The organism is Enterobacter sp. MGH 4, assembly GCF_000534735.1.
Lineage (GTDB): Bacteria > Pseudomonadota > Gammaproteobacteria > Enterobacterales > Enterobacteriaceae > Enterobacter > Enterobacter intestinihominis.
In genome coordinates, this window is record NZ_KI973296.1 from 1 (window position 1) to 21,004 (window position 21,004).

Annotated in this window: 19 protein-coding genes and 1 riboswitch; of the genes, 12 read left to right on the forward strand and 7 right to left on the reverse strand. The window is 56.4% G+C overall.

The annotated features are described in order from the left end of the window. Positions 1–472: 472 nt before the first annotated feature. Both purH and purD read left to right on the forward strand, forming a co-directional pair. Positions 473–2,062 carry a bifunctional phosphoribosylaminoimidazolecarboxamide formyltransferase/IMP cyclohydrolase gene (purH, locus tag L350_RS04465; protein ID WP_022646715.1) on the forward strand — a complete coding sequence of 530 codons (1,590 nt, stop codon included), beginning with the start codon at positions 473–475 and terminating at the stop codon, positions 2,060–2,062. 15 nt (positions 2,063–2,077) lie between these two features. Further along, positions 2,078–3,370 carry a phosphoribosylamine--glycine ligase gene (gene purD / locus L350_RS04460; protein WP_022646714.1) on the forward strand — a complete coding sequence of 431 codons (1,293 nt, stop codon included), beginning with the start codon at positions 2,078–2,080 and terminating at the stop codon, positions 3,368–3,370. A gap of 48 nt (positions 3,371–3,418) precedes the next feature. Here purD and L350_RS04455 read toward each other — a convergent pair whose 3' ends face one another. The 6 genes from L350_RS04455 to nudC form a co-directional block, all read right to left on the reverse strand. After that, the gene (locus L350_RS04455) at positions 3,419–4,111 is read right to left on the reverse strand and encodes a DUF1481 domain-containing protein (RefSeq protein ID WP_032626488.1); all 693 of its coding nucleotides are present in this window, start codon (positions 4,109–4,111) and stop codon (positions 3,419–3,421) included. An 11-nt stretch (positions 4,112–4,122) separates the two neighbouring features. Further along, positions 4,123–4,395: a nucleoid-associated protein HU-alpha gene (gene hupA / locus L350_RS04450; protein WP_002445246.1), complete on the reverse strand. Its 273-nt coding sequence runs from the start codon at positions 4,393–4,395 to the stop codon at positions 4,123–4,125. Between the two features lie 186 nt (positions 4,396–4,581). Continuing rightward, on the reverse strand, positions 4,582–5,172 hold the full coding sequence (locus L350_RS04445) for a YjaG family protein (protein WP_032626491.1): 591 nt from the start codon (positions 5,170–5,172) through the stop codon (positions 4,582–4,584). 41 nt (positions 5,173–5,213) lie between these two features. Further along, positions 5,214–5,885 (reverse strand): deoxyribonuclease V, encoded by a 672-nt coding sequence (gene nfi / locus L350_RS04440; RefSeq protein ID WP_003862312.1) that lies wholly within the window; start codon positions 5,883–5,885, stop codon positions 5,214–5,216. Positions 5,886–5,894: 9 nt separating this feature from the next. Beyond that, the gene (gene hemE, locus L350_RS04435) at positions 5,895–6,959 is read right to left on the reverse strand and encodes a uroporphyrinogen decarboxylase (protein ID WP_023299076.1); all 1,065 of its coding nucleotides are present in this window, start codon (positions 6,957–6,959) and stop codon (positions 5,895–5,897) included. Positions 6,960–6,997: 38 nt separating this feature from the next. Beyond that, the gene (gene nudC / locus L350_RS04430) at positions 6,998–7,771 is read right to left on the reverse strand and encodes an NAD(+) diphosphatase (protein WP_022646710.1); all 774 of its coding nucleotides are present in this window, start codon (positions 7,769–7,771) and stop codon (positions 6,998–7,000) included. Positions 7,772–7,866: 95 nt separating this feature from the next. On the opposite strand from nudC, the gene L350_RS04425 reads away from it, so the two are divergent. The 10 genes from L350_RS04425 to L350_RS04380 all read left to right on the forward strand — a co-directional run bounded on the left by L350_RS04425 (position 7,867) and on the right by L350_RS04380 (position 16,652). Continuing rightward, positions 7,867–8,364 carry an Rsd/AlgQ family anti-sigma factor gene (locus L350_RS04425; RefSeq protein ID WP_023299075.1) on the forward strand — a complete coding sequence of 166 codons (498 nt, stop codon included), beginning with the start codon at positions 7,867–7,869 and terminating at the stop codon, positions 8,362–8,364. A gap of 54 nt (positions 8,365–8,418) precedes the next feature. Further along, positions 8,419–8,528, forward strand: a riboswitch (TPP riboswitch). A 78-nt stretch (positions 8,529–8,606) separates the two neighbouring features. Continuing rightward, positions 8,607–10,502 carry a phosphomethylpyrimidine synthase ThiC gene (gene thiC, locus L350_RS04420; RefSeq protein ID WP_032626494.1) on the forward strand — a complete coding sequence of 632 codons (1,896 nt, stop codon included), beginning with the start codon at positions 8,607–8,609 and terminating at the stop codon, positions 10,500–10,502. Then, a complete protein-coding gene (thiE, locus tag L350_RS04415) occupies positions 10,502–11,143 on the forward strand; it encodes a thiamine phosphate synthase (protein WP_032626496.1) in 642 nt (213 codons plus the stop codon). The genes thiC and thiE overlap by 1 nt, the downstream gene beginning before the upstream one ends. Beyond that, the gene (thiF, locus tag L350_RS04410; RefSeq protein WP_032626498.1) at positions 11,130–11,885 is read left to right on the forward strand and encodes a thiazole biosynthesis adenylyltransferase ThiF; all 756 of its coding nucleotides are present in this window, start codon (positions 11,130–11,132) and stop codon (positions 11,883–11,885) included. Before thiE ends, thiF begins: the two co-directional genes overlap by 14 nt. Further along, positions 11,869–12,069 (forward strand): sulfur carrier protein ThiS, encoded by a 201-nt coding sequence (thiS, locus tag L350_RS04405; protein WP_032626499.1) that lies wholly within the window; start codon positions 11,869–11,871, stop codon positions 12,067–12,069. Before thiF ends, thiS begins: the two co-directional genes overlap by 17 nt. Before the next feature lies 1 nt (position 12,070). Beyond that, positions 12,071–12,838, forward strand: coding sequence for a thiazole synthase (gene thiG, locus L350_RS04400; RefSeq protein WP_023299071.1), 768 nt, complete (start codon positions 12,071–12,073; stop codon positions 12,836–12,838). Further along, positions 12,838–13,971, forward strand: coding sequence for a 2-iminoacetate synthase ThiH (thiH, locus tag L350_RS04395; RefSeq protein WP_032626501.1), 1,134 nt, complete (start codon positions 12,838–12,840; stop codon positions 13,969–13,971). The genes thiG and thiH overlap by 1 nt, the downstream gene beginning before the upstream one ends. A gap of 333 nt (positions 13,972–14,304) precedes the next feature. Continuing rightward, the gene (locus L350_RS04390) at positions 14,305–15,846 is read left to right on the forward strand and encodes a sensor domain-containing diguanylate cyclase (protein ID WP_032626503.1); all 1,542 of its coding nucleotides are present in this window, start codon (positions 14,305–14,307) and stop codon (positions 15,844–15,846) included. 180 nt (positions 15,847–16,026) lie between these two features. Next, complete coding sequence (locus L350_RS04385; RefSeq protein ID WP_010425948.1) at positions 16,027–16,335, forward strand: PTS sugar transporter subunit IIB; 309 nt, start codon at positions 16,027–16,029, stop codon at positions 16,333–16,335. Beyond that, positions 16,335–16,652, forward strand: a complete 318-nt coding sequence (locus L350_RS04380) for a PTS lactose/cellobiose transporter subunit IIA (protein WP_003862327.1) — start codon at positions 16,335–16,337, stop codon at positions 16,650–16,652. The genes L350_RS04385 and L350_RS04380 overlap by 1 nt, the downstream gene beginning before the upstream one ends. 115 nt (positions 16,653–16,767) lie before the next feature. Here the strand turns inward: L350_RS04380 and rpoC are convergent, their stop codons facing one another. Next, a complete protein-coding gene (gene rpoC / locus L350_RS04375) occupies positions 16,768–20,991 on the reverse strand; it encodes a DNA-directed RNA polymerase subunit beta' (protein WP_023299069.1) in 4,224 nt (1,407 codons plus the stop codon). Positions 20,992–21,004 lie beyond the last annotated feature (13 nt).

A 21,004-nucleotide genomic window follows, 5' to 3' on the forward strand; every position in this document is an offset into this window, starting at 1 on the left:
GAATCCATGTCACTTTGAGTGCCCACACAGATTGTCTGATAAATTGTTAAAGAGCAGTTGCGACGCGCTTCAGCGCTCTGTCGCGAGGTGGCGTATATTACGCTTTCCTCTTTCAGAGTCAACCCGTTATTTCAGGATTTTTTCTCTTCAACCGACCGGGTTGTCTGTGAAGTGATTCACATCCGCCGTGTCGATGGAGGCGCATTATAGGGAGTTCCCAAGCGACCGCAACAGAAAAGTTGCAAAAAAATGACTGACTGCTGTATTCCCCAGCAAAACCCCGCCTTATACCCTTTTACGCACAGAGTTATCCACAGCGCTTCGAAAAAGTGAAAATATGCGAGCGTTGCGCAAACGTTTTCGTTAAAATGCTCGCGCTTAACAAGGAGGCCTCGTCAGGTGTGTTAGATGAGTTTTTCGCTGGAAAATTCATCTAACGCTCTCTGTAATCGTGAAATCCAGGGGATTTACCATGCAACAACGTCGTCCAGTCCGCCGCGCTCTGCTCAGTGTTTCTGATAAAGCCGGTATCATCGAATTCGCTCAGGCACTTTCCGCACGTGGTGTGGAGCTGCTTTCTACAGGCGGTACCGCTCGCCTGTTAGCAGAGAAAGGTCTGCCGGTAACCGAAGTGTCCGACTACACCGGTTTCCCGGAAATGATGGATGGACGCGTCAAAACCCTGCACCCGAAAGTGCACGGCGGCATTCTGGGTCGTCGCGGTCAGGACGACGGCATTATGGAGCAGCACAATATTGCCCCCATCGACATGGTTGTCGTTAACCTCTATCCCTTCGCCCAGACCGTCGCCCGCGAAGGCTGTTCTCTGGAAGATGCCGTAGAGAACATTGATATCGGCGGCCCGACCATGGTGCGCTCCGCAGCCAAGAACCATAAAGATGTGGCCATCGTAGTGAAGAGCAGCGACTACAGCGCCATTATTAATGAGATGGACGCCAACGAAGGGTCCCTGACGCTTGATACGCGTTTCGACCTCGCCATCAAAGCCTTCGAACACACCGCCGCGTACGACAGCATGATCGCCAACTACTTCGGTAGCCTGGTTCCTGCCTACCACGGTGAAAGCAAAGATCCATCTGGTCGCTTCCCGCGCACCCTGAACCTGAACTTCATTAAGAAGCAGGATATGCGCTACGGCGAGAACAGCCACCAGCAGGCAGCCTTCTATATAGAAGAAGAGGTGAAAGAAGCCTCTGTTGCGACTGCTCAGCAGGTACAGGGCAAAGCCCTCTCTTATAACAACATTGCTGATACCGACGCCGCGCTGGAATGCGTGAAAGAGTTCAGCGAGCCGGCCTGCGTTATCGTCAAGCACGCCAACCCATGCGGCGTCGCAGTAAGCACCTCCATTATGGATGCCTACGATCGCGCCTACAAAACCGACCCGACCTCCGCGTTCGGCGGCATTATCGCCTTCAACCGCGAGCTGGATGCGGAAACCGCGCAGGCCATCATCTCCCGTCAGTTTGTCGAAGTGATCATCGCGCCATCCGCATCCGAAGAAGCGCTGAAAATCACCGCGGCGAAACAGAACGTGCGCGTGCTGGTTTGCGGTCAGTGGGCGGAACGCGTGCCGGGCCTGGACTTCAAGCGCGTGAACGGCGGTCTGCTGGTTCAGGATCGCGATTTGGGTATGGTGACAGAAGCCGACCTGCGCGTGGTGACCAAACGTCAGCCGACCGAACAGGAGCTGCGCGACGCGCTGTTCTGCTGGAAAGTGGCGAAGTTCGTGAAGTCTAACGCCATTGTTTACGCCAAAGAGAACATGACCATCGGGATAGGCGCAGGCCAGATGAGCCGCGTTTACTCTGCGAAAATTGCGGGTATTAAAGCAGGTGACGAAGGTCTGGAAGTCAAAGGTTCCGCCATGGCCTCTGACGCCTTCTTCCCGTTCCGCGACGGTATTGATGCGGCCGCTGCTGTGGGCATCACCTGTGTGATCCAGCCTGGCGGTTCAATCCGTGATGACGAAGTGATTGCCGCTGCCGACGAACACGGCATCGCAATGATCTTTACCGACATGCGCCACTTCCGCCATTAATTTCCGGAGCAGAAAATGAAAGTATTAGTGATTGGTAATGGCGGGCGCGAGCACGCTTTGGCGTGGAAAGCAGCGCAGTCTCCGCAGGTTGAAACCGTCTTTGTGGCACCGGGTAACGCCGGTACCGCACTGGAGCCCGCGCTACAGAACGTCGCCATCGGCGTAACCGATATCCCGGCGCTGCTGAGCTTTGCCCGGAACGAGAATATCGATCTGACGATTGTGGGCCCGGAAGCGCCGCTGGTGATCGGCGTTGTAGATGCCTTCCGCGCCGCGGGCCTGAAAATTTTCGGCCCAACGGAAGGTGCCGCACAGCTGGAAGGTTCAAAAGCCTTCACCAAAGATTTCCTCGCGCGTCATAACATCCCGACGGCGGAATATCAGAACTTCACCGAGGTAGAGCCTGCTCTGGCTTACCTGCGTGAAAAAGGCGCGCCGATTGTGATTAAAGCCGACGGTCTGGCTGCCGGGAAAGGCGTTATCGTGGCGATGACCCTTGAAGAAGCGGAAGCCGCTGTGCAGGATATGCTGGCGGGTAACGCCTTTGGCGATGCGGGCCACCGCATCGTGATTGAAGAGTTCCTCGACGGCGAAGAAGCGAGCTTTATCGTGATGGTTGACGGTGAGCACGTCCTGCCGATGGCCACCAGCCAGGATCACAAGCGCGTAGGCAATGCCGACACGGGTCCAAACACCGGCGGGATGGGTGCTTACTCCCCTGCTCCAGTGGTCACTGACGAAGTACACCAGCGCACCATGGACCGCATCATCTGGCCAACCGTAAAAGGGATGGCGGCGGAAGGCAATACCTACACCGGTTTCCTCTACGCAGGCCTGATGATCGACAAGCAGGGTAACCCGAAGGTGATTGAATTCAACTGCCGCTTCGGCGATCCGGAAACTCAGCCGATCATGCTGCGCATGAAGTCCGATCTGGTTGATCTGTGTCTGGCGGCGTGCGAAGGCAAGCTGAATGAGAAAACTTCCGAGTGGGACGAGCGTGCCTCTTTAGGTGTGGTGATTGCTGCGGGTGGCTATCCGGGTAGCTACAACACCGGGGATGAGATCCACGGCCTGCCGCTGGAAGAGATTGACGGTGCGAAGGTGTTCCACGCCGGTACAAAGCTCTCTGACGATGACCGCGTGCTCACTAATGGTGGACGCGTGCTGTGTGCGACCGCGCTGGGTCATACCGTGGCAGAGGCGCAGAAGCGCGCCTATGCGTTGATGGCGGATATTCACTGGAACGGCAGCTTCAGCCGCCAGGATATCGGCTATCGTGCCATTGCGCGGGAGCAGGGGGAGTAATTTCACACCCTCACCCTAACCCTCTCCCAAAGGGAGAGGGGATTTACGTCAGAAACTCTTTTCTGTCGGCTGCCAGGTGCAGAAATCTTCGTTCGCCACCAGCAACAGCTGAGAGCCTTCCGGCGCTTCCAGCCATGCCACACTCACCTCAACAGATGAATGCCGCTGACGACGCTGAATGTGTTCGGTTGCCCAGGATTCAAGCTCAGGTTTCACTGTCTGCCCTTCGCAGGTGGTCACCGTGCCGTCGGCATGCCAGCGCCCCTGGCGCAGCACCACGCGGCCCTGACGCAGCGCATCGCTGGTCTGGCGAAGTTGTTCAGCACGGTAGCGGTAGAGCGCGACCTGATCGCTGGAAAGCTGCTGTTTCAGTCCACTGACCTCATGCTGCATAAAGCTCAGCTCGCCGTGGTCGTCAAAACGCACCTTCACATGTTCGGGAGTCTTACTGTAGATATTCAGTTCAATGAGCGACAGCGCATCGCCCTGCCAGCGGTATTCTGCGGTCGAGGTATTGCCGTTATGCCACGGACTGAACGCGGTAAGCATATGCACTTCATCGCTGGAATCTTTGCGCCAGATCCTGACCGCACCCTGGTTGTCAGCGTAGCCGCTGGCGGTAAACGGGGGGAGTGAGGAATCATGACTACAGGCAGACAGCAACAGTACGCCTGCCAGCGCGAGCGGTCCACGCCATAATGACAAAAGGGGCGTTGCCGCCCCTTCGTTAAAACTGTTCACTGCCACGCGTCTTACTTAACTGCGTCTTTCAGTGCTTTACCAGAAACAAATGCCGGCACGTTAGCTGCGGCGATTTTGATTTCTTTACCGGTCTGCGGGTTGCGGCCAGTACGCTCAGCGCGGTGGTTCACTTTGAAGGTACCGAAACCAACCAGTTGTACAGCATCGCCTTCTTTCAGAGACTCAGTAATAGCAGCCAGGGTAGATTCCAGAGCAGCTTTAGCCTGCACTTTAGACAGATCAGCCTTGTCCGCAATTACATCAATCAGTTGAGTCTTGTTCATAAGTTATCCTTTCAATGTGTTTATCGCTTGCTAAGCATCGAGTGCGACGAAAATGCCAAAAAAGCACTCTCCTGCATACACGCACCGATAGCCACTTTTTTTCGCCCCCCAAATGTAGACCAGACGGGGGGCGAAAGGGAAGAGTCGAGGAGTGACAAAACAGGCGTTAAATCACGTTTTGTTGTCTCATTGGTTAAAAATTATACCAATATTGCTCTCACCGGCCTCGCGCAGGTCCGCGCGAAGCCCTTTGATCAGCTCAATATCACGTTCTTCACACTCCGCCAGCAGACGGAAAATTTCCCACTGAATATCCCATTCCTGTTCAACCCCCGGGTTAGCACGCAGCTCTTCGTCGGTCATTTCACGGCCTTCCTGGGTCATTTCCAGCATCGCGACGGTCGTGATGGATGCCTTACTGACTTCAATGGCGTGCTCCAGGGTTTCACCGCTCAGACGGGAGTGGATCAGCTCGCTCAACGCCACACAGGCATCGATAGCCGGGTAGACACCATACAGGTCGTAATCGTCCGCCGCAGGGATTGCCTCTTCCAGCTTTTCAAGCTGAGAGTCGAAGTTTACCTTTGCGTCTTTGACCGTCAGCGTCTCCCAGATCAAATCCAGGATACGTCGATAAATCTGGCCTTCGCCAAACTCCGTTTGCTTACAGAACGCGGCATAGTTGGGGTACATGCGCTCGCACAGGCAAGCCATAAACGTCACGTGCTGCCAGCTTTCCAGCTTCTCAAGGCGCAGATGAATCGGGTTTTGTAACATGATGATGTCTCGAATCGAAAATTAGCCGCAGTTTACCTGAATCACGGCTGAATTTCCTGCCAACGAATGAATGCCGGACGTGAAGAGGCAACGGCGTCAGCCCAGCGGGTAGGCTCAGGTAAGCGGTAGCCCTTCATACAGCGTTGCACCCATGCCAGGGCGCTGTCCATGCTGACCCGATGCCCGGTTGCGATAAACAGCGGATTGCAGCGCGCTTTACTGCGCCAGACCCACGCCAGCTGCTCGCCTTTATGGATAAGCGGCGCCAGCGCGCCCGGTTCGGCAGAGAGCGGCTCAAACGCGCCGCACAGGCGTTTTTTCGCCACGCCGATGGTCGGCACGTCTACCAGCAGACCAAAGTGGCTGGCAACGCCCAGGCGACGCGGATGGGAGATGCCGTGCCCATCCACAAACAGCAGATCGGGTTTTTGCGAGAGTTGCTCCCACGCGGCCAGCAGCGCGGGATATTCGCGGAAGGAGAGAAAGCCGGGGATATAGGGCATGGTGGTGGCGATACGCGCCACCTTGTACTCCACCAGCTCCAGCGACGGGTATTTCAGCACCACCATCGCCGCTCGCGTCACTTCACCGCCTTGCTCAAACCCGACATCCGCCCCGCCAATGTATCGCGGAGGGTCCGTATCCAGACGATCCTCGCGGATCACCGATGAAGCCAGTTCGATTTGCTGAGCGCGTAGCGACGCGAGATCCATAACCACTCCTTACTTGTGATACTGGGCAGAAAGCCGATGCACCGCCTCCACAAATACGCCAGCGTGTTCTGGCGGTACATCCTGATGAATACCGTGACCAAGGTTGAAGACGTGGCCTTCGCCCTGGCCGAAACCAGACAGTATAGTCGACACTTCTTCTTCGATACGGGCAGGCTGTGCATAGAGCATGGACGGGTCCATGTTGCCCTGGAGCGCCACTTTATCCCCCACGCGACGACGCGCATCGGCAATATCAGTGGTCCAGTCGAGGCCCAGCGCATCACAGCCGGTGGCCGCCATCGCTTCCAGCCACTGACCGCCGCCTTTCGTAAACAGCGTTACCGGCACGCGACGGCCTTCGTTTTCACGCAGCAGACCATCGACAATTTTGTGCATGTAGTACAGGGAGAACTGCTGATAATCACGCCCGGTCAGCACGCCGCCCCAGGTGTCGAAAATCATCACCGACTGCGCGCCCGCTTTAATCTGCGCGTTGAGATAGAGCGTGACGCTCTTCGCCAGCTTGTCGAGCAGGGCATGCAGGGCCTGCGGCTCTGCGTACATCATCTTTTTGATGACGGTAAAGGCTTTGCTGCTGCCACCTTCCACCATGTAGGTTGCCAGCGTCCACGGACTACCGGAGAAGCCAATCAGCGGCACGTCGCCTTTGAGCTCGCGGCGGATGGTGCGCACGGCGTTCATCACATAGCCCAGCTCGCCTTCCGGATCGGGGATCGGCAGCTTATCAACGTCGGCTTTGCTTTTGATCGGTGAGGTAAAACGCGGCCCCTCGCCGGTTTCGAAATAGAGCCCAAGGCCCATCGCGTCCGGAATGGTAAGAATGTCCGAAAAAAGAATGGCGGCATCGAGCGGGAAGCGGCGCAGCGGCTGGAGCGTCACCTCACAGGCCAGTTCGGCGTTTTTGCACAGCGACATAAAATCGCCCGCCTGCGCACGCGTGGCTTTGTACTCTGGCAGATAGCGTCCCGCCTGGCGCATCATCCACACCGGGGTGACATCAACGGGCTGGCGCAGCAGCGCACGCAGATAACGATCGTTCTTCAGTTCGGTCATTTTGCAGTTCCTTATTGCGTCAGTCCGTCAGTGTAACACTACTCATACTCGGCCCGACACATTGCCACGGTATCTTCTATCAGGCGACGCGCCACCGTTCCCGGCGGGGGCAGCAGCGGTAAATCGTCGTAGCGATACCAGTTCGCCTCCAGCAGCTCTTTCTGATCGATAACAATCTCGCCGCTGTCGTATTCCGCCATAAACGCGGTCATCAGGGACATCGGGAACGGCCACGGCTGCGACGTCACATAGCGCAGGTTTTTCACCTTAATGCCGCTCTCCTCCATCACCTCGCGCGCCACCGCCTGTTCCAGCGTTTCGCCGACTTCCACGAACCCGGCGAGGACGGTGTGAATGCCGTTGCGATGGCGGGTATGCTGCGCCAGCAGGATGGAATCATCACGGCGGATGGCGACAATGATGCACGGTGCGATTTGCGGGTAGTAACGTTCACGGCAGTGGCCGCAGAGCAGCGCCCACTCGGTTTTGCTCGGGTGCATGGTGTGGCCGCAGTAACCGCAGTATTTGTGCGAGCGGTAAAACTCCGCCAGCTGTACGCCGCGCCCCGCCAGCTGGAACAGGCCGACGTCCAGATCCAGCACCTGACGTACGGATCCCATATCCTGACGGCGCGCCTGTTGGATCAACCACACGGGATCGCCCTGCCACTCGCCGATCTTCAGCGCGGACTGGCCCACCAGATCGAACGTTTCCGCGGCACCGTAGGGCAACTCTCCTGAGGGTAGCCATAATTTTTGTTCGTGGCTGACGATCCACCAACCCAGATCTGATTTTTCAATAATACGATCCATATCTATTGCACTACCTTCGCTTCACTGACATGTTGTTAGCATTGTGGTTACATTTTGGATAAGCAGATCCCATTTTAAACCTTATGGAGTCGACCATGTTAAACCAGCTGGAAAGCCTGACTGAGCGCGTTGGAGGAAGTAACACCCTGGTGGATCGCTGGCTACATGTGCGCAAGCATCTCCTTGTGGCGTATTACAATCTGGTTGGACTTAAGCCTGGCAAAGAATCCTTTATGCGACTCAATGAAAAAGCGCTGGACGACTTTTGTCAGAGCCTGGTCGACTACCTCTCCGACGGCCATTTCAACCTTTATGAACGCATTATCCGCGAAATGGAAGGGACAACGCCGTATTTAGCGGCCAGTAAACTCTGTCCGTTGCTTGAAGCCAACACCCAGCAGATCATGGACTACTACGATTCCACGCTGGAGAACGCTATCGATCACGATAACTATCTTGAGTTTCAGCAGGCGCTTTCCGACCTTGGCGAAGCACTGGAAGAGCGATTCACGCTGGAAGACAAGCTCATCGCCCTCGTGCTGGACAACAACCTGACTATCAGCACCAGCGATAACGTTGCGCGCCCTGCTTGAGTTCTTAATCGTTAACGAGTAATTTACAACCATTCGCCCCTCTGCGGAGGGGGATTTTTCTTGTCGGAGTGCCCAGTGTGAAAGCACGGGCTGAGACCGTTAATTCGGGATCCGCGGAACCTGATCAGGTTAATACCTGCGAAGGGAACAAGAGTCACACTGCTGTTGTATCGCCCTCGGGCGATCTTCTCTTGCTTCATCCGTCGTCTGACAAGCCATGTCCTTCACATCTGGAATGAGCTATGTCTACAACAAAACTGACCCGCCGCGAACAGCGCGAACACGCACAACGCTTCATCGACACCCTGGAAGGCACCGCTTTCCCGAACTCAACGCGCATCTACATCACCGGTTCACAGGCCGATATCCGCGTGCCGATGCGCGAAATCCAGCTCAGCCCGACGCTTATCGGCGGCAGCAAAGAGCACCCGCAGTTTGAAGACAACGAAGCCGTGCCGGTGTATGACACCTCCGGCCCGTACGGCGATCCTGATGTTGCTATCAACGTGCAGCAGGGTCTGGCAAAGCTTCGCCAGCCGTGGGTTGATGCCCGTAACGACTGCGAAGAACTGAGCGTGCGCAGCTCGGCGTACACCAACGCGCGCCTGGCCGACGACGGTCTGGACGAGCTGCGCTTTACTGGCCTGCTGACGCCGAAACGCGCTAAAGCGGGCAAATGCGTAACCCAACTGCACTACGCGCGACAGGGTATCGTCACGCCGGAGATGGAGTTCATCGCCATCCGCGAAAACATGGGCCGCGAGCGCATTCGCAGCGAAGTGCTGCGCCACCAGCATCCGGGTGAAGGGTTTGGCGCTCGCCTGCCGGAGAACATCACGCCGGAATTCGTGCGTGATGAAGTAGCCGCCGGGCGCGCGATTATTCCCGCCAACATCAACCACCCGGAATCCGAGCCGATGATTATCGGCCGCAACTTCCTGGTGAAGGTCAACGCCAACATCGGCAACTCTGCCGTCACCTCTTCCATCGAAGAAGAGGTGGAAAAGCTGGTCTGGTCGACGCGCTGGGGCGCGGACACGGTGATGGACCTCTCCACCGGCCGTTACATTCACGAAACCCGCGAATGGATCCTGCGTAACAGCCCGGTTCCGATTGGCACCGTCCCGATTTATCAGGCGCTGGAGAAGGTCAACGGCATCGCCGAAAACCTTACCTGGGAAGCGTTCCGCGACACGCTGCTGGAGCAGGCGGAACAGGGCGTGGACTACTTCACCATTCACGCGGGCGTACTGCTGCGCTACGTGCCGATGACCGCGAAGCGTCTGACCGGTATCGTTTCACGCGGCGGTTCGATTATGGCGAAATGGTGCCTTTCCCATCATCAGGAAAACTTCCTCTACGAGCACTTCCGCGAAATCTGCGAGATCTGCGCCGCTTATGACGTTTCTCTGTCGCTGGGCGACGGCCTGCGTCCTGGCTCCATCCGTGACGCGAACGACGAGGCGCAGTTTGCCGAGCTGCACACGCTGGGCGAGCTGACCAAATTCGCCTGGGAGTACGATGTGCAGGTGATGATTGAAGGCCCGGGCCATGTGCCGATGCAGATGATCCGCCGCAACATGACCGAGGAGCTGGAGCACTGCCACGAAGCACCGTTCTACACCCTGGGGCCGTTGACCACCGATATTGCGCCGGGCTATGACCACTTCACTTCCGGGATCGGCGCGGCGATGATCGGCTGGTTCGGCTGCGCCATGCTCTGCTACGTGACGCCGAAAGAGCACCTCGGGCTGCCAAACAAAGAGGACGTGAAGCAGGGGCTGATCACCTACAAGATTGCCGCCCACGCGGCGGATCTGGCGAAAGGCCATCCGGGCGCGCAAATTCGCGACAACGCCATGTCCAAAGCGCGCTTTGAATTCCGCTGGGAAGACCAGTTCAACCTGGCGCTGGATCCGTTCACCGCCCGCGCCTACCACGACGAAACCCTGCCGCAGGAATCGGGCAAAGTCGCGCACTTCTGCTCCATGTGTGGGCCGAAGTTCTGCTCGATGAAAATCAGCCAGGAGGTACGCGATTACGCCGCCGCGCAGACCATTGAAGTCGGCATGGCAGACATGTCCGAAACCTTCCGCGCCAAAGGCGGCGAAATCTACCTCAAAAAGGAGGAGGCGTAATGTACCAGCCCGATTTCCCACCTGTCCCCTTCCGCTTAGGGCTTTACCCGGTGGTGGACAGCGTGGCGTGGATAGAGCGCTTGCTGGAGGCAGGCGTTCGCACCCTCCAGCTGCGCATCAAGGATAAACGCGACGAAGAGGTGGAGGCCGACGTGGCCGCCGCTATCGCGCTGGGACGTCGCTACCACGCCCGCCTGTTTATCAACGACTACTGGCGGCTGGCGGTTAAACACCAGGCGTATGGCGTGCATCTGGGACAGGAAGATCTGGAAACGACCGATCTCAACGCAATCCGTGACGCCGGTCTGCGGCTGGGCGTTTCCACCCACGATGATATGGAGATCGACGTGGCGCTGGCGGCCCGCCCCTCCTACATCGCCCTCGGCCACGTTTTCCCGACGCAAACCAAACAGATGCCGTCTGCCCCACAGGGTTTGGCTCAGCTGGCAGCCCACGTTAAGCGCCTTGCCGATTACCCCACCGTCGCCATCGGCGGAATCAGCCTTGAACGTGCGCCCGCCGTGCTGGAAACCGGCGTCGGCAGTATCGCCGTCGTCAGCGCTATCACCCAGGCCGCAGACTGGCAGACCGCCACCGCACGGCTTTTACAACTGGCAGGAGCAGGCGATGAAAGATCGTGATTTTATGCGCTACAGCCGCCAGATCCTGCTGGAGGATATCGCCATTGACGGGCAGCAAAAGCTGCTCGCCAGCCGGGTACTGATTGTCGGTTTGGGTGGCTTGGGCGCGCCCGCCGCGCTGTATCTGGCCGGGGCGGGCGCGGGAACGCTGGTACTGGCCGATGACGATGAGGTACACCTCAGCAACCTGCAACGGCAAATCCTCTTCACGACAGAAGATGTTAACCAGCCTAAAGCACAGGTTACGCGCAAGCGGCTGAACCAGCTTAACCCCGATATTGAACTGGTGGCGCTCCAGACGCGGCTGAGCGGAGAAGATCTGCAACGCGAAGTTGCCCTTGCCGACGTGGTGCTGGACTGCACGGACAATATGGCGACGCGTCAGGCCATTAATGCGGCCTGTGTTGCACAGAACACGCCGCTGATCACCGCCAGCGCGGTCGGTTTCGGCGGGCAGATAATGGTGCTTACGCCGCCGTGGGCGCAGGGCTGCTACCGCTGCCTGTGGCCGGACGAGGCTGAACCGGAGCGTAACTGCCGCACGGCTGGCATTCTTGGGCCGGTGGTGGGCGTGATGGGTACCCTTCAGGCGCTGGAAGCCATCAAGTTGCTCAGCGGCATGGAAACAGAGCGCAACACGCTCCGGCTGTTCGACGCCCGTTCCAGCGGCTGGTGCCATCTGGCGTTAAACCGCGCCAACCGCTGCCCGGTATGCGGAGGCCGCGATGCGCATTCTGTTTAACGATGAGCCGATGACGTGTGACGACGATCTCACCGTTGCCGCCCTGCTCGACACGCTGCGCCAGCTGAAGCCGGGAACGGCACTGGCGCTCAATCAACAGATCCTGCCGCGCGAGCGGTGGGAACATCAGCAGGTCATTGAAGGCGACCAGATCCTGCTGTTTCAGGTTATCGCAGGGGGCTGAGATGTTACGTATTGCCGACAAAGTCTTTGATTCACATCTGTTTACCGGAACCGGAAAATTCGCCTCCCCGCAGCTAATGGTGGATGCTATTCGTGAAAGCGGCAGCCAGCTGGTAACGCTGGCGATGAAGCGCGTGGATCTGCGTCAGCACAACGATGCCATACTTGCGCCGTTACTGGAGGCAGGCGTGACGCTCTTACCCAATACCTCCGGTGCGAAAACGGCCGAGGAAGCAATTTTCGCTGCGCATCTGGCCCGGGAAGCCCTCGGCACCTGCTGGCTGAAGCTGGAAATTCATCCGGACGCCCGCTGGCTGTTGCCCGATCCGATCGAAACCCTGAAAGCGGCAGAGACGCTGGTGCAGCAGGGATTCACCGTTCTGCCCTACTGTGGTGCCGATCCCGTGCTGTGTAAGCGTCTGGAAGAAGTCGGCTGCGCGGCCGTGATGCCGTTAGGGGCGCCCATTGGCTCCAACCAGGGACTGGAGACCCGCGCGATGCTGGAGATCATCATCGAGCAGGCGACCGTGCCCGTGGTGGTGGATGCGGGCATCGGCGTACCCAGTCACGCCGCGCAGGCGCTGGAGATGGGGGCCGATGCGGTGCTGGTCAATACCGCGATTGCGGTGGCCGACGACCCGGTGATGATGGCGCGTGCGTTCCGCCTTGCCGTGGAGTCCGGTCTGCTGGCACGACAGTCCGGCCCCGGCTCGCGCAGCTTTCAGGCGCAGGCCACCAGCCCGCTGACCGGTTTTCTGGAGGCACTCTGATGGCTACCTTTATCGATCGCTGGCGTCAGCTTAACTGGGACGATATTGCCTTACGCATCAACAGTAAAACCTCTGCGGACGTAGAGCGGGCATTAACAGCCCGGCATGTGACCCGCGAGGATTTGATGGCCCTGCTTTCTCCGGCAGCCAGCGCATACCTTGAACCGATGGCGCAGCGCGCGCAACGCCTTACCCGCCAGCGCTTTGGCAACACGGTGAGCTTTTACGTGCCGCTTTATCTCTCTAATCTGTGCGCCAACGACTGCACCTACTGTGGCTTCTCAATGAGCAACCGCATTAAGCGTAAAACGCTGGATGAGCATGAGATCGCCCGCGAGTGTGCGGCTATTCGTGAGATGGGTTTTGAACATCTCTTACTGGTGACGGGTGAACATCAGGGCAAAGTGGGGATGGACTATTTTCGCCAGCATCTTCCGGCCATCCGCCGCGAATTTGCCTCATTGCAAATGGAAGTGCAGCCTCTGTCGCAAGAGGAATATGCGGAACTGAAAACCCTCGGGCTGGACGGCGTAATGGTTTATCAGGAAACCTACCATGAGGCGACCTATGCCCGACATCACCTGAAAGGGAAGAAGCAGGATTTCATCTTCCGGCTGGAAACGCCGGACAGGCTGGGGCGCGCCGGTATCGATAAAATTGGGCTGGGCGCGCTTATCGGTCTGTCCGACAGCTGGCGGGTTGACTGCTATATGGTGGCGGAGCATCTGCTGTGGCTACAGCAGTACTTCTGGAAAAGCCGCTATTCCATCTCCTTCCCACGGCTGCGTCCGTGTACGGGAGGCATTGAACCCGCCTCGCTGATGGATGAGCGCCAGCTGGTGCAAACCCTGTGCGCATTTCGCCTGTTCGCGCCGGAAGTGGAATTGTCGCTCTCCACGCGTGAATCCCCCGCGTTTCGCGACCGCGCGATCCCTCTGGCGATCAACAACGTCAGCGCCTTTTCCAAAACGCAGCCGGGCGGTTACGCGGACGATCGCCCGGAACTGGAACAGTTTGCACCGCACGACGGACGACGGCCCGACGCGGTGGCGGAAGCCCTGACTGCACAGGGGCTACAGCCCGTGTGGAAAGACTGGGACAGCTGGCTGGGAAGAGCTTCGCATTTGCGCTGAAACCGCCTGCAACAATGCGGAAAGGTTACGAGACGGCTCGTAAGATCAACGCCGGGCGATTGAGGAGATCTGCCCGGTTTTATTAGGATTAACCACGTCAGCAACGGACGCTGACCAGGGTGAAAATGCTTCTTCCTCGTTTCGCCCTGCCCTCCGCCCCTTAAACAAAATTTCAATTGATAAAATAAATACGTCGTTTCTTATCTACTCTTAAGATAAATCAACCCGTCGGAAATCGCTTTCTGTATAATTTACTACCAGCAATCTGACAGCGACTATGCTGAGGATATCGACAGACGCAACGCGTCTACCATCTGGATTGATGCACAACTCATGGCACTCCACAGTAAAAAGCTCTCTTTCACCCGACCAATTATGGTCAGCTTCGCGGGGATTCTGTTCAGTTTCGCGATAATCGCGATCCTGGTCATCCTTTCACAACGGAAGGATTTTATTGAGGATTATCATAAAATTAATGGCAACTTCACCCATAATCTGGCGGTGAACTATACCGAATCCATTCTGCGAGAAAACGACTATATTCTTGGTCGCGCTGCGATGTACTACGCCCGTGAAGACAGAGTGAATCAGACGATAAATATCGATCCGACACAGGGTTTGCAGATGTTAATGCATTTGCAGAACCTGATGCCCACGGTGTCGTCTATCTCTCTGGCGGACACCGAAGGGCACCATCTGCGCGCGCCGGAAGTACTGCCAACGGAGAAGAGTAGGTCGTTCGACGCACGAACACGCCCATGGTTTATCGGGCAAGCGGAAGCCAGCAACTTTCCTCACTACACCCGCCCCTATCTGGACTATTTCACCCAACATCCTACGGTCACCCTCTATAAACCGGTCATTTCACCGGAAGGCCGTCTGAAGGGCACGCTCGCTTTCCATCTTGATTTAACCTCCATGGGGTATACCCTGCGCCAGATGGTGGCACCGGTTCAGGGTGAGTTTTTTGTCGTGGAACGTGACGGCGCCGTTGTGCTGCATCCGGACACGGGGGCGCTCTTTAAGCAGTACGTAAGCGAAGCGCTGATGGACAAAATGACCAGCGGCGAAGGGCATCTTTTCGACCCCAAAAGTAAAACCTGGTATTACTACTACTCTTTCACCAATCCGGACTGGTTTGTGATTTATCGGGTCTCCGATGCCACGCTTTCCGTCATCACCCGGCATGAAACCACCGTCGTCGGCTGGGGATTTGCGCTGGCGGCAATCATCATCATTCTGTTCGGGCTCTATCTGCGCCATGCCTCGCGTTCTGTGCTGATGAACATTATCAACGCCATCAAAACCGGAGACGTCAATCAGGCGCCACGTCTTGAGGCGATGCTCAGCCATACCATTCGAACCAATAAAGAACGCGAGCTGGCCTATGTCCGTCAGGCCACCCATGATGCGCTGACAGGCTGCAAGAACCGCCGTGCTTTCGACAACGATGTGGATGAGCTGCTGACCGCTCATCAACCCTTCGTTCTGGCGCTGGTCGATATCGATAACTTCAAATCTATTAACGACACCTGGGGCCACCTGAGCGGGGATATTGTTCTGCGCAGCGTGGCGCGCGAAGGTATTCAGATCATGCAGCCTCACCACGTTTCCGTTTACCGCTACGGTGGGGAAGAGTTCGGGGTGATTTTCCCGGCCGAGCTGATGAACTCCGCGCACGCGCTACTGGAAGCCTGGCGCACCGCCGTGGAAAAACGGACCTGGCGGGAAGAGAACCTGCGAGTAACCTTCAGCGCGGGGGTGGGAGAGTGGCACTTCGAACCGCTGGAACAATTTATCGGCAGCGTAGATGAAGCGCTGTATACCGCTAAACAACAGGGTAAAAACCGCATCGTAAGCACGGCCAGCCGATAATACCCTTCCTGAAATTCCGCCCGTTAAGACGGGCAGAATGCTTTCATGTATAAAATTGTAACCGGTTTCAGAAAAATGCCGATTTCTTTGTGATGCCTGACACACAATCGCGGTAAAGCGGTTGTTGAAGCGGTCTGCGCGGGATAATTATCAATAAACACATGTAGATCGAGGCTGACTATGAAGAACATCGTTTTATGCTGTGCAGCGGGAATGTCAACCAGCATGCTGGTTCAACGTATGAAAGATGCCGCGCAGAAAAAAGGAGTCGAAGTAACCATTAAAGCCGTTCCGGTCGCGGAGTTTAAAGATAACATCGCGACGGCTGATATCGTATTACTGGGGCCACAGGTTAAATACGAACAGGCAAAACTCCAGGCGCAGGCCGATCCGCTCGGAAAAAAGGTCGCGGTTATCGACATGATGGATTACGGCATGATGAAAGGTGATGCCGTACTGGAAAAAGCGCTCAAGCTGCTGGAGTCATAATGGAAGACTTAGAAACCACAATCATGGAGCTATTGGTCAATGCAGGTGCGGCGCGCAGTGCGGCCCTGACAGCGTTGCAGATGGCGCGAAAAGGTGACTTTGACGAAGCCGAGAAAGCGATGGAAGAGTCGCGTGAATATGTGAAACATGCGCATACTATCCAGACGCAGCTCATCGGTCTTGACGAAGGGACCGGGAAACTTCCGGTTAACCTGATCACCGTTCACTCTCAGGATCACCTGATGAACGCGATGGTCATTCAGGATCTGGCGGGCGATATGATTGAGCTTTATCGACGCATCCCGTTAGTGAATTGAAGACATACAGACGTAAAAAAACCCGCCGAGGCGGGTTTTTTATTGTCGGGTGGCGCTGCGCTTACCCGACCTGTGATTCATATGCCCGGTAATTTTACCTACCGGGCATCAACGATTACTCGTTGTCGGAACCGCCCAGACCTGCGTTCAGCAGTTCTGCAAGGCTCGCGGATGCATCTTCGGCAGTCACCTGCGGTGCAGCTGGCAGTTCACCCGCTGCACGACGACGCATACGATCCTGGTGGTACGCATAACCGGTACCGGCCGGGATCAGACGACCCACGATAACGTTCTCTTTCAGACCGCGCAGTTCATCACGTTTACCTGCAACAGCCGCTTCGGTCAGGACACGAGTGGTTTCCTGGAACGATGCAGCAGAGATGAAGGACTCGGTTGCCAGAGACGCTTTGGTGATACCCAGCAGATCGCGTGCAAAGGTCGCACCGATTTTGCCGTTCGCTTCCAGATCGCGGTTAGCGATCTTAACGCGTGAGTATTCAACCTGCTCGCCTTCCAGGAAGTCGGAGCTGCCCGCGTTTTCGATGGTTGCTTTACGCAGCATCTGACGAACGATAACTTCGATGTGCTTATCGTTAATCTTAACGCCCTGCAGACGGTATACGTCCTGTACTTCGTTAACAATGTAACGAGTAACAGCATGCACACCACGCAGACGCAGGATGTCGTGCGGCGCTTCTGGACCATCGGAGACCACGTCACCACGTTCCACGCGTTCACCTTCGAACACGTTGAGCTGACGCCACTTAGGAATCATCTCTTCGTACGGCTCGCTGCCATCTACTGGCGTGATAACCAGACGGCGCTTACCTTTGGTCTCTTTACCGAAGGAGATGATACCGCTGATTTCAGCCAGGATAGCAGGCTCTTTCGGACGACGTGCTTCGAACAGGTCCGCAACGCGTGGCAGACCACCGGTGATGTCCTTGGTACCGCCGGATTCCTGAGGAATACGCGCCAGGGTGTCACCAGAGCTGATCTGTACGCCATCTTCCAGCTGTACAATCGCTTTACCCGGCAGGAAGTACTGCGCAGGCATATCGGTGCCAGGGATCAGAACGTCATTACCCTGAGCATCAACGATTTTCAGTGCAGGACGCAGATCTTTACCACCGGTAGTACGTTCAGCAGAATCCAGAACCACCAGAGAAGACAGACCGGTCAGCTCGTCGGTCTGACGAGTAATGGTCTGGCCGTCGATCATGTCAGTGAAGCGGATGAAACCACTTACTTCGGTGATAACCGGCATGGTGTGTGGATCCCAGTTTGCTACGGTTTCGCCGCCGGCAACCTGCTCGCCATCACCTTTCGCCATAACCGCACCGTAAGGCACTTTATAGCTCTCTTTGGTACGACCGAATTCGTCGATCAGCTTCAGCTCGGTGTTACGAGAAGTCACAACCAGCTTGCCTGCGGAGTTAACAACAGACTTCGCGTTGCTGAGCTTGATGCTACCTTTGTTTTTCACCTGGATGCTGGATTCAGCAGCCGCACGAGATGCCGCACCACCGATGTGGAACGTACGCATCGTCAGCTGTGTACCCGGCTCACCGATGGACTGTGCCGCGATAACGCCGATAGCCTCACCTTTGTTGATGATGTGGCCACGCGCCAGGTCACGACCGTAGCAGTGCGCACACACACCAAAGTCGGTGTCACAGGATACAACGGAACGCACTTTCACAGAGTCAACAGAGTTCGCTTCCAGCAGGTCACACCACTGTTCGTGCAGCAGAGTGTTGCGTGGAACCAGAATGTCTGCGGTGCCCGGCTTCAGGATGTCTTCCGCGGTCACACGACCCAGTACGCGATCGCGCAGCGGCTCTTTAACATCACCACCCTCGATAACCGGGGTCATGGTGATACCTTCGAGGGTGCCACAATCGTCTTCGGTGACGACCAGATCCTGCGCAACGTCAACCAGACGACGCGTCAGATAACCGGAGTTCGCCGTTTTCAATGCGGTATCCGCCAGACCTTTACGCGCACCGTGCGTGGAGATGAAGTACTGGAGTACGTTCAGACCTTCACGGAAGTTCGCGGTGATTGGCGTTTCGATGATGGAGCCATCTGGCTTCGCCATCAGACCACGCATACCTGCCAGCTGACGAATCTGTGCCGCAGAACCACGCGCACCGGAGTCGGCCATCATGTAGATGCTGTTGAAGGAGACCTGCTGCTCTTCTACGCCGTCACGGTTAATCACGGTTTCGGTTTGCAGGTTATCCATCATCGCTTTGGATACACGATCGTTCGCCGCAGCCCAGATATCGATAACTTTGTTGTAACGTTCGCCTGCGGTTACCAGACCAGACTGGAACTGCTCCTGGATCTCAGCAACTTCAGCTTCCGCTTCAGAGATGATCTCGTGTTTCTTCTCTGGGATGACCATGTCATCGATACCAACAGATGCACCTGAACGCGCTGCATAAGCAAAGCCGGTGTACATTGTCTGGTCAGCGAAGATAACGGTCGGCTTCAGGCCCAGAATGCGGTAACAGGTGTTCAGCATTTTGGAGATCGCTTTCTTGCCCAGCGCCTGGTTGACGATGGAGAAAGGCAGACCTTTCGGTACGATCATCCACAGAATCGCACGGCCAACGGTCGTGTCTTTCAGGCTGGTAATCGCCACGAATTCGCCGTTTTCATCTTTTTCGTATTCGGTGATACGCACTTTAACGCGCGCATGCAGAGAGGCCAGGCCAGCGCGATAAATACGCTCAGCTTCTTTCGGGCCAGTCAGCACCATGCCTTCGCCTTTGGCGTTAACACAGTCACGGGTCATATAGTACAGACCCAATACAACGTCCTGAGAAGGAACGATGATAGGTTCACCGTTCGCTGGAGACAGGATGTTGTTGGTAGACATCATCAGCGCACGCGCTTCGAGCTGGGCTTCCAGCGTCAGCGGTACGTGAACAGCCATCTGGTCACCATCGAAGTCGGCGTTATAGGCCGCACAAACCAGCGGGTGCAGCTGGATCGCTTTACCTTCGATCAGGACTGGCTCAAATGCCTGGATACCCAAACGGTGCAGAGTTGGTGCACGGTTCAGCAGTACCGGGTGTTCGCGGATCACTTCGTCCAGGATATCCCAAACGACAGCTTCTTCACGCTCAACCATTTTCTTAGCGGCTTTGATGGTGGTGGCCAGGCCACGCAGTTCCAGCTTGCCGTAGATGAACGGTTTGAACAGCTCCAGAGCCATTTTCTTAGGCAGACCGCACTGATGCAGACGCAGGTATGGACCTACGGTGATTACAGAACGACCGGAGTAGTCAACACGCTTACCGAGCAGGTTCTGACGGAAACGACCCTGCTTACCTTTGATCATGTCGGCCAAAGATTTCAGAGGACGTTTGTTAGAACCGGTGATCGCACGACCGCGACGACCGTTATCCAGCAGGGCATCTACCGCTTCCTGCAGCATACGTTTTTCGTTGCGTACGATGATGTCCGGCGCAGCCAGATCCAGCAGACGTTTCAGACGGTTGTTACGGTTGATCACGCGACGGTACAGATCGTTCAGATCCGACGTTGCGAAACGACCACCATCCAGCGGAACCAGCGGACGCAGATCTGGCGGCAGAACCGGCAGAACGGTCAGGATCATCCACTCTGGTTTGTTACCAGACTGAACGAACGCTTCCAGCAGTTTGATACGCTTGGTCAGCTTTTTACGCTTGGTTTCGGAGTTGGTTTCGTTCAGCTCTTCGCGCAGAGTTTCACACTCTTGCTCCAGATCCATACTCTTCAGCAGGGCCTGGATAGCTTCCGCACCCATCTTCGCGTCGAATTCGTCACCGAACTCTTCCAGCGCGTCCAGATACTGTTCTTCGGTCAGAATCTGGTTACGTTCCAGATTCGTCATCCCGCCTTCGATCACAACATAAGATTCGAAGTACAGAACACGTTCGATATCGCGCAGCGGCATATCCAGCAGCAGGCCGATACGGGACGGCAGAGATTTCAGGAACCAGATGTGAGCAGTTGGAGACGCCAGCTCAATGTGGCCCATACGCTCACGGCGTACTTTGGTCTGGGTCACTTCAACGCCGCACTTCTCACAGATCACACCACGGTGTTTCAGGCGCTTGTACTTACCGCACAGGCACTCGTAGTCTTTTACTGGCCCGAAAATACGCGCACAGAAAAGGCCGTCACGCTCAGGTTTGAACGTACGGTAGTTGATGGTTTCCGGCTTTTTAACTTCACCAAAAGACCATGAACGGATCATGTCTGGCGAAGCCAGAGCAATTTTGATCGCATCAAACTCTTCGGTTTTAGTCTGCGCTTTCAGAAACTTTAATAAATCTTTCACGGATTTGCTCCCG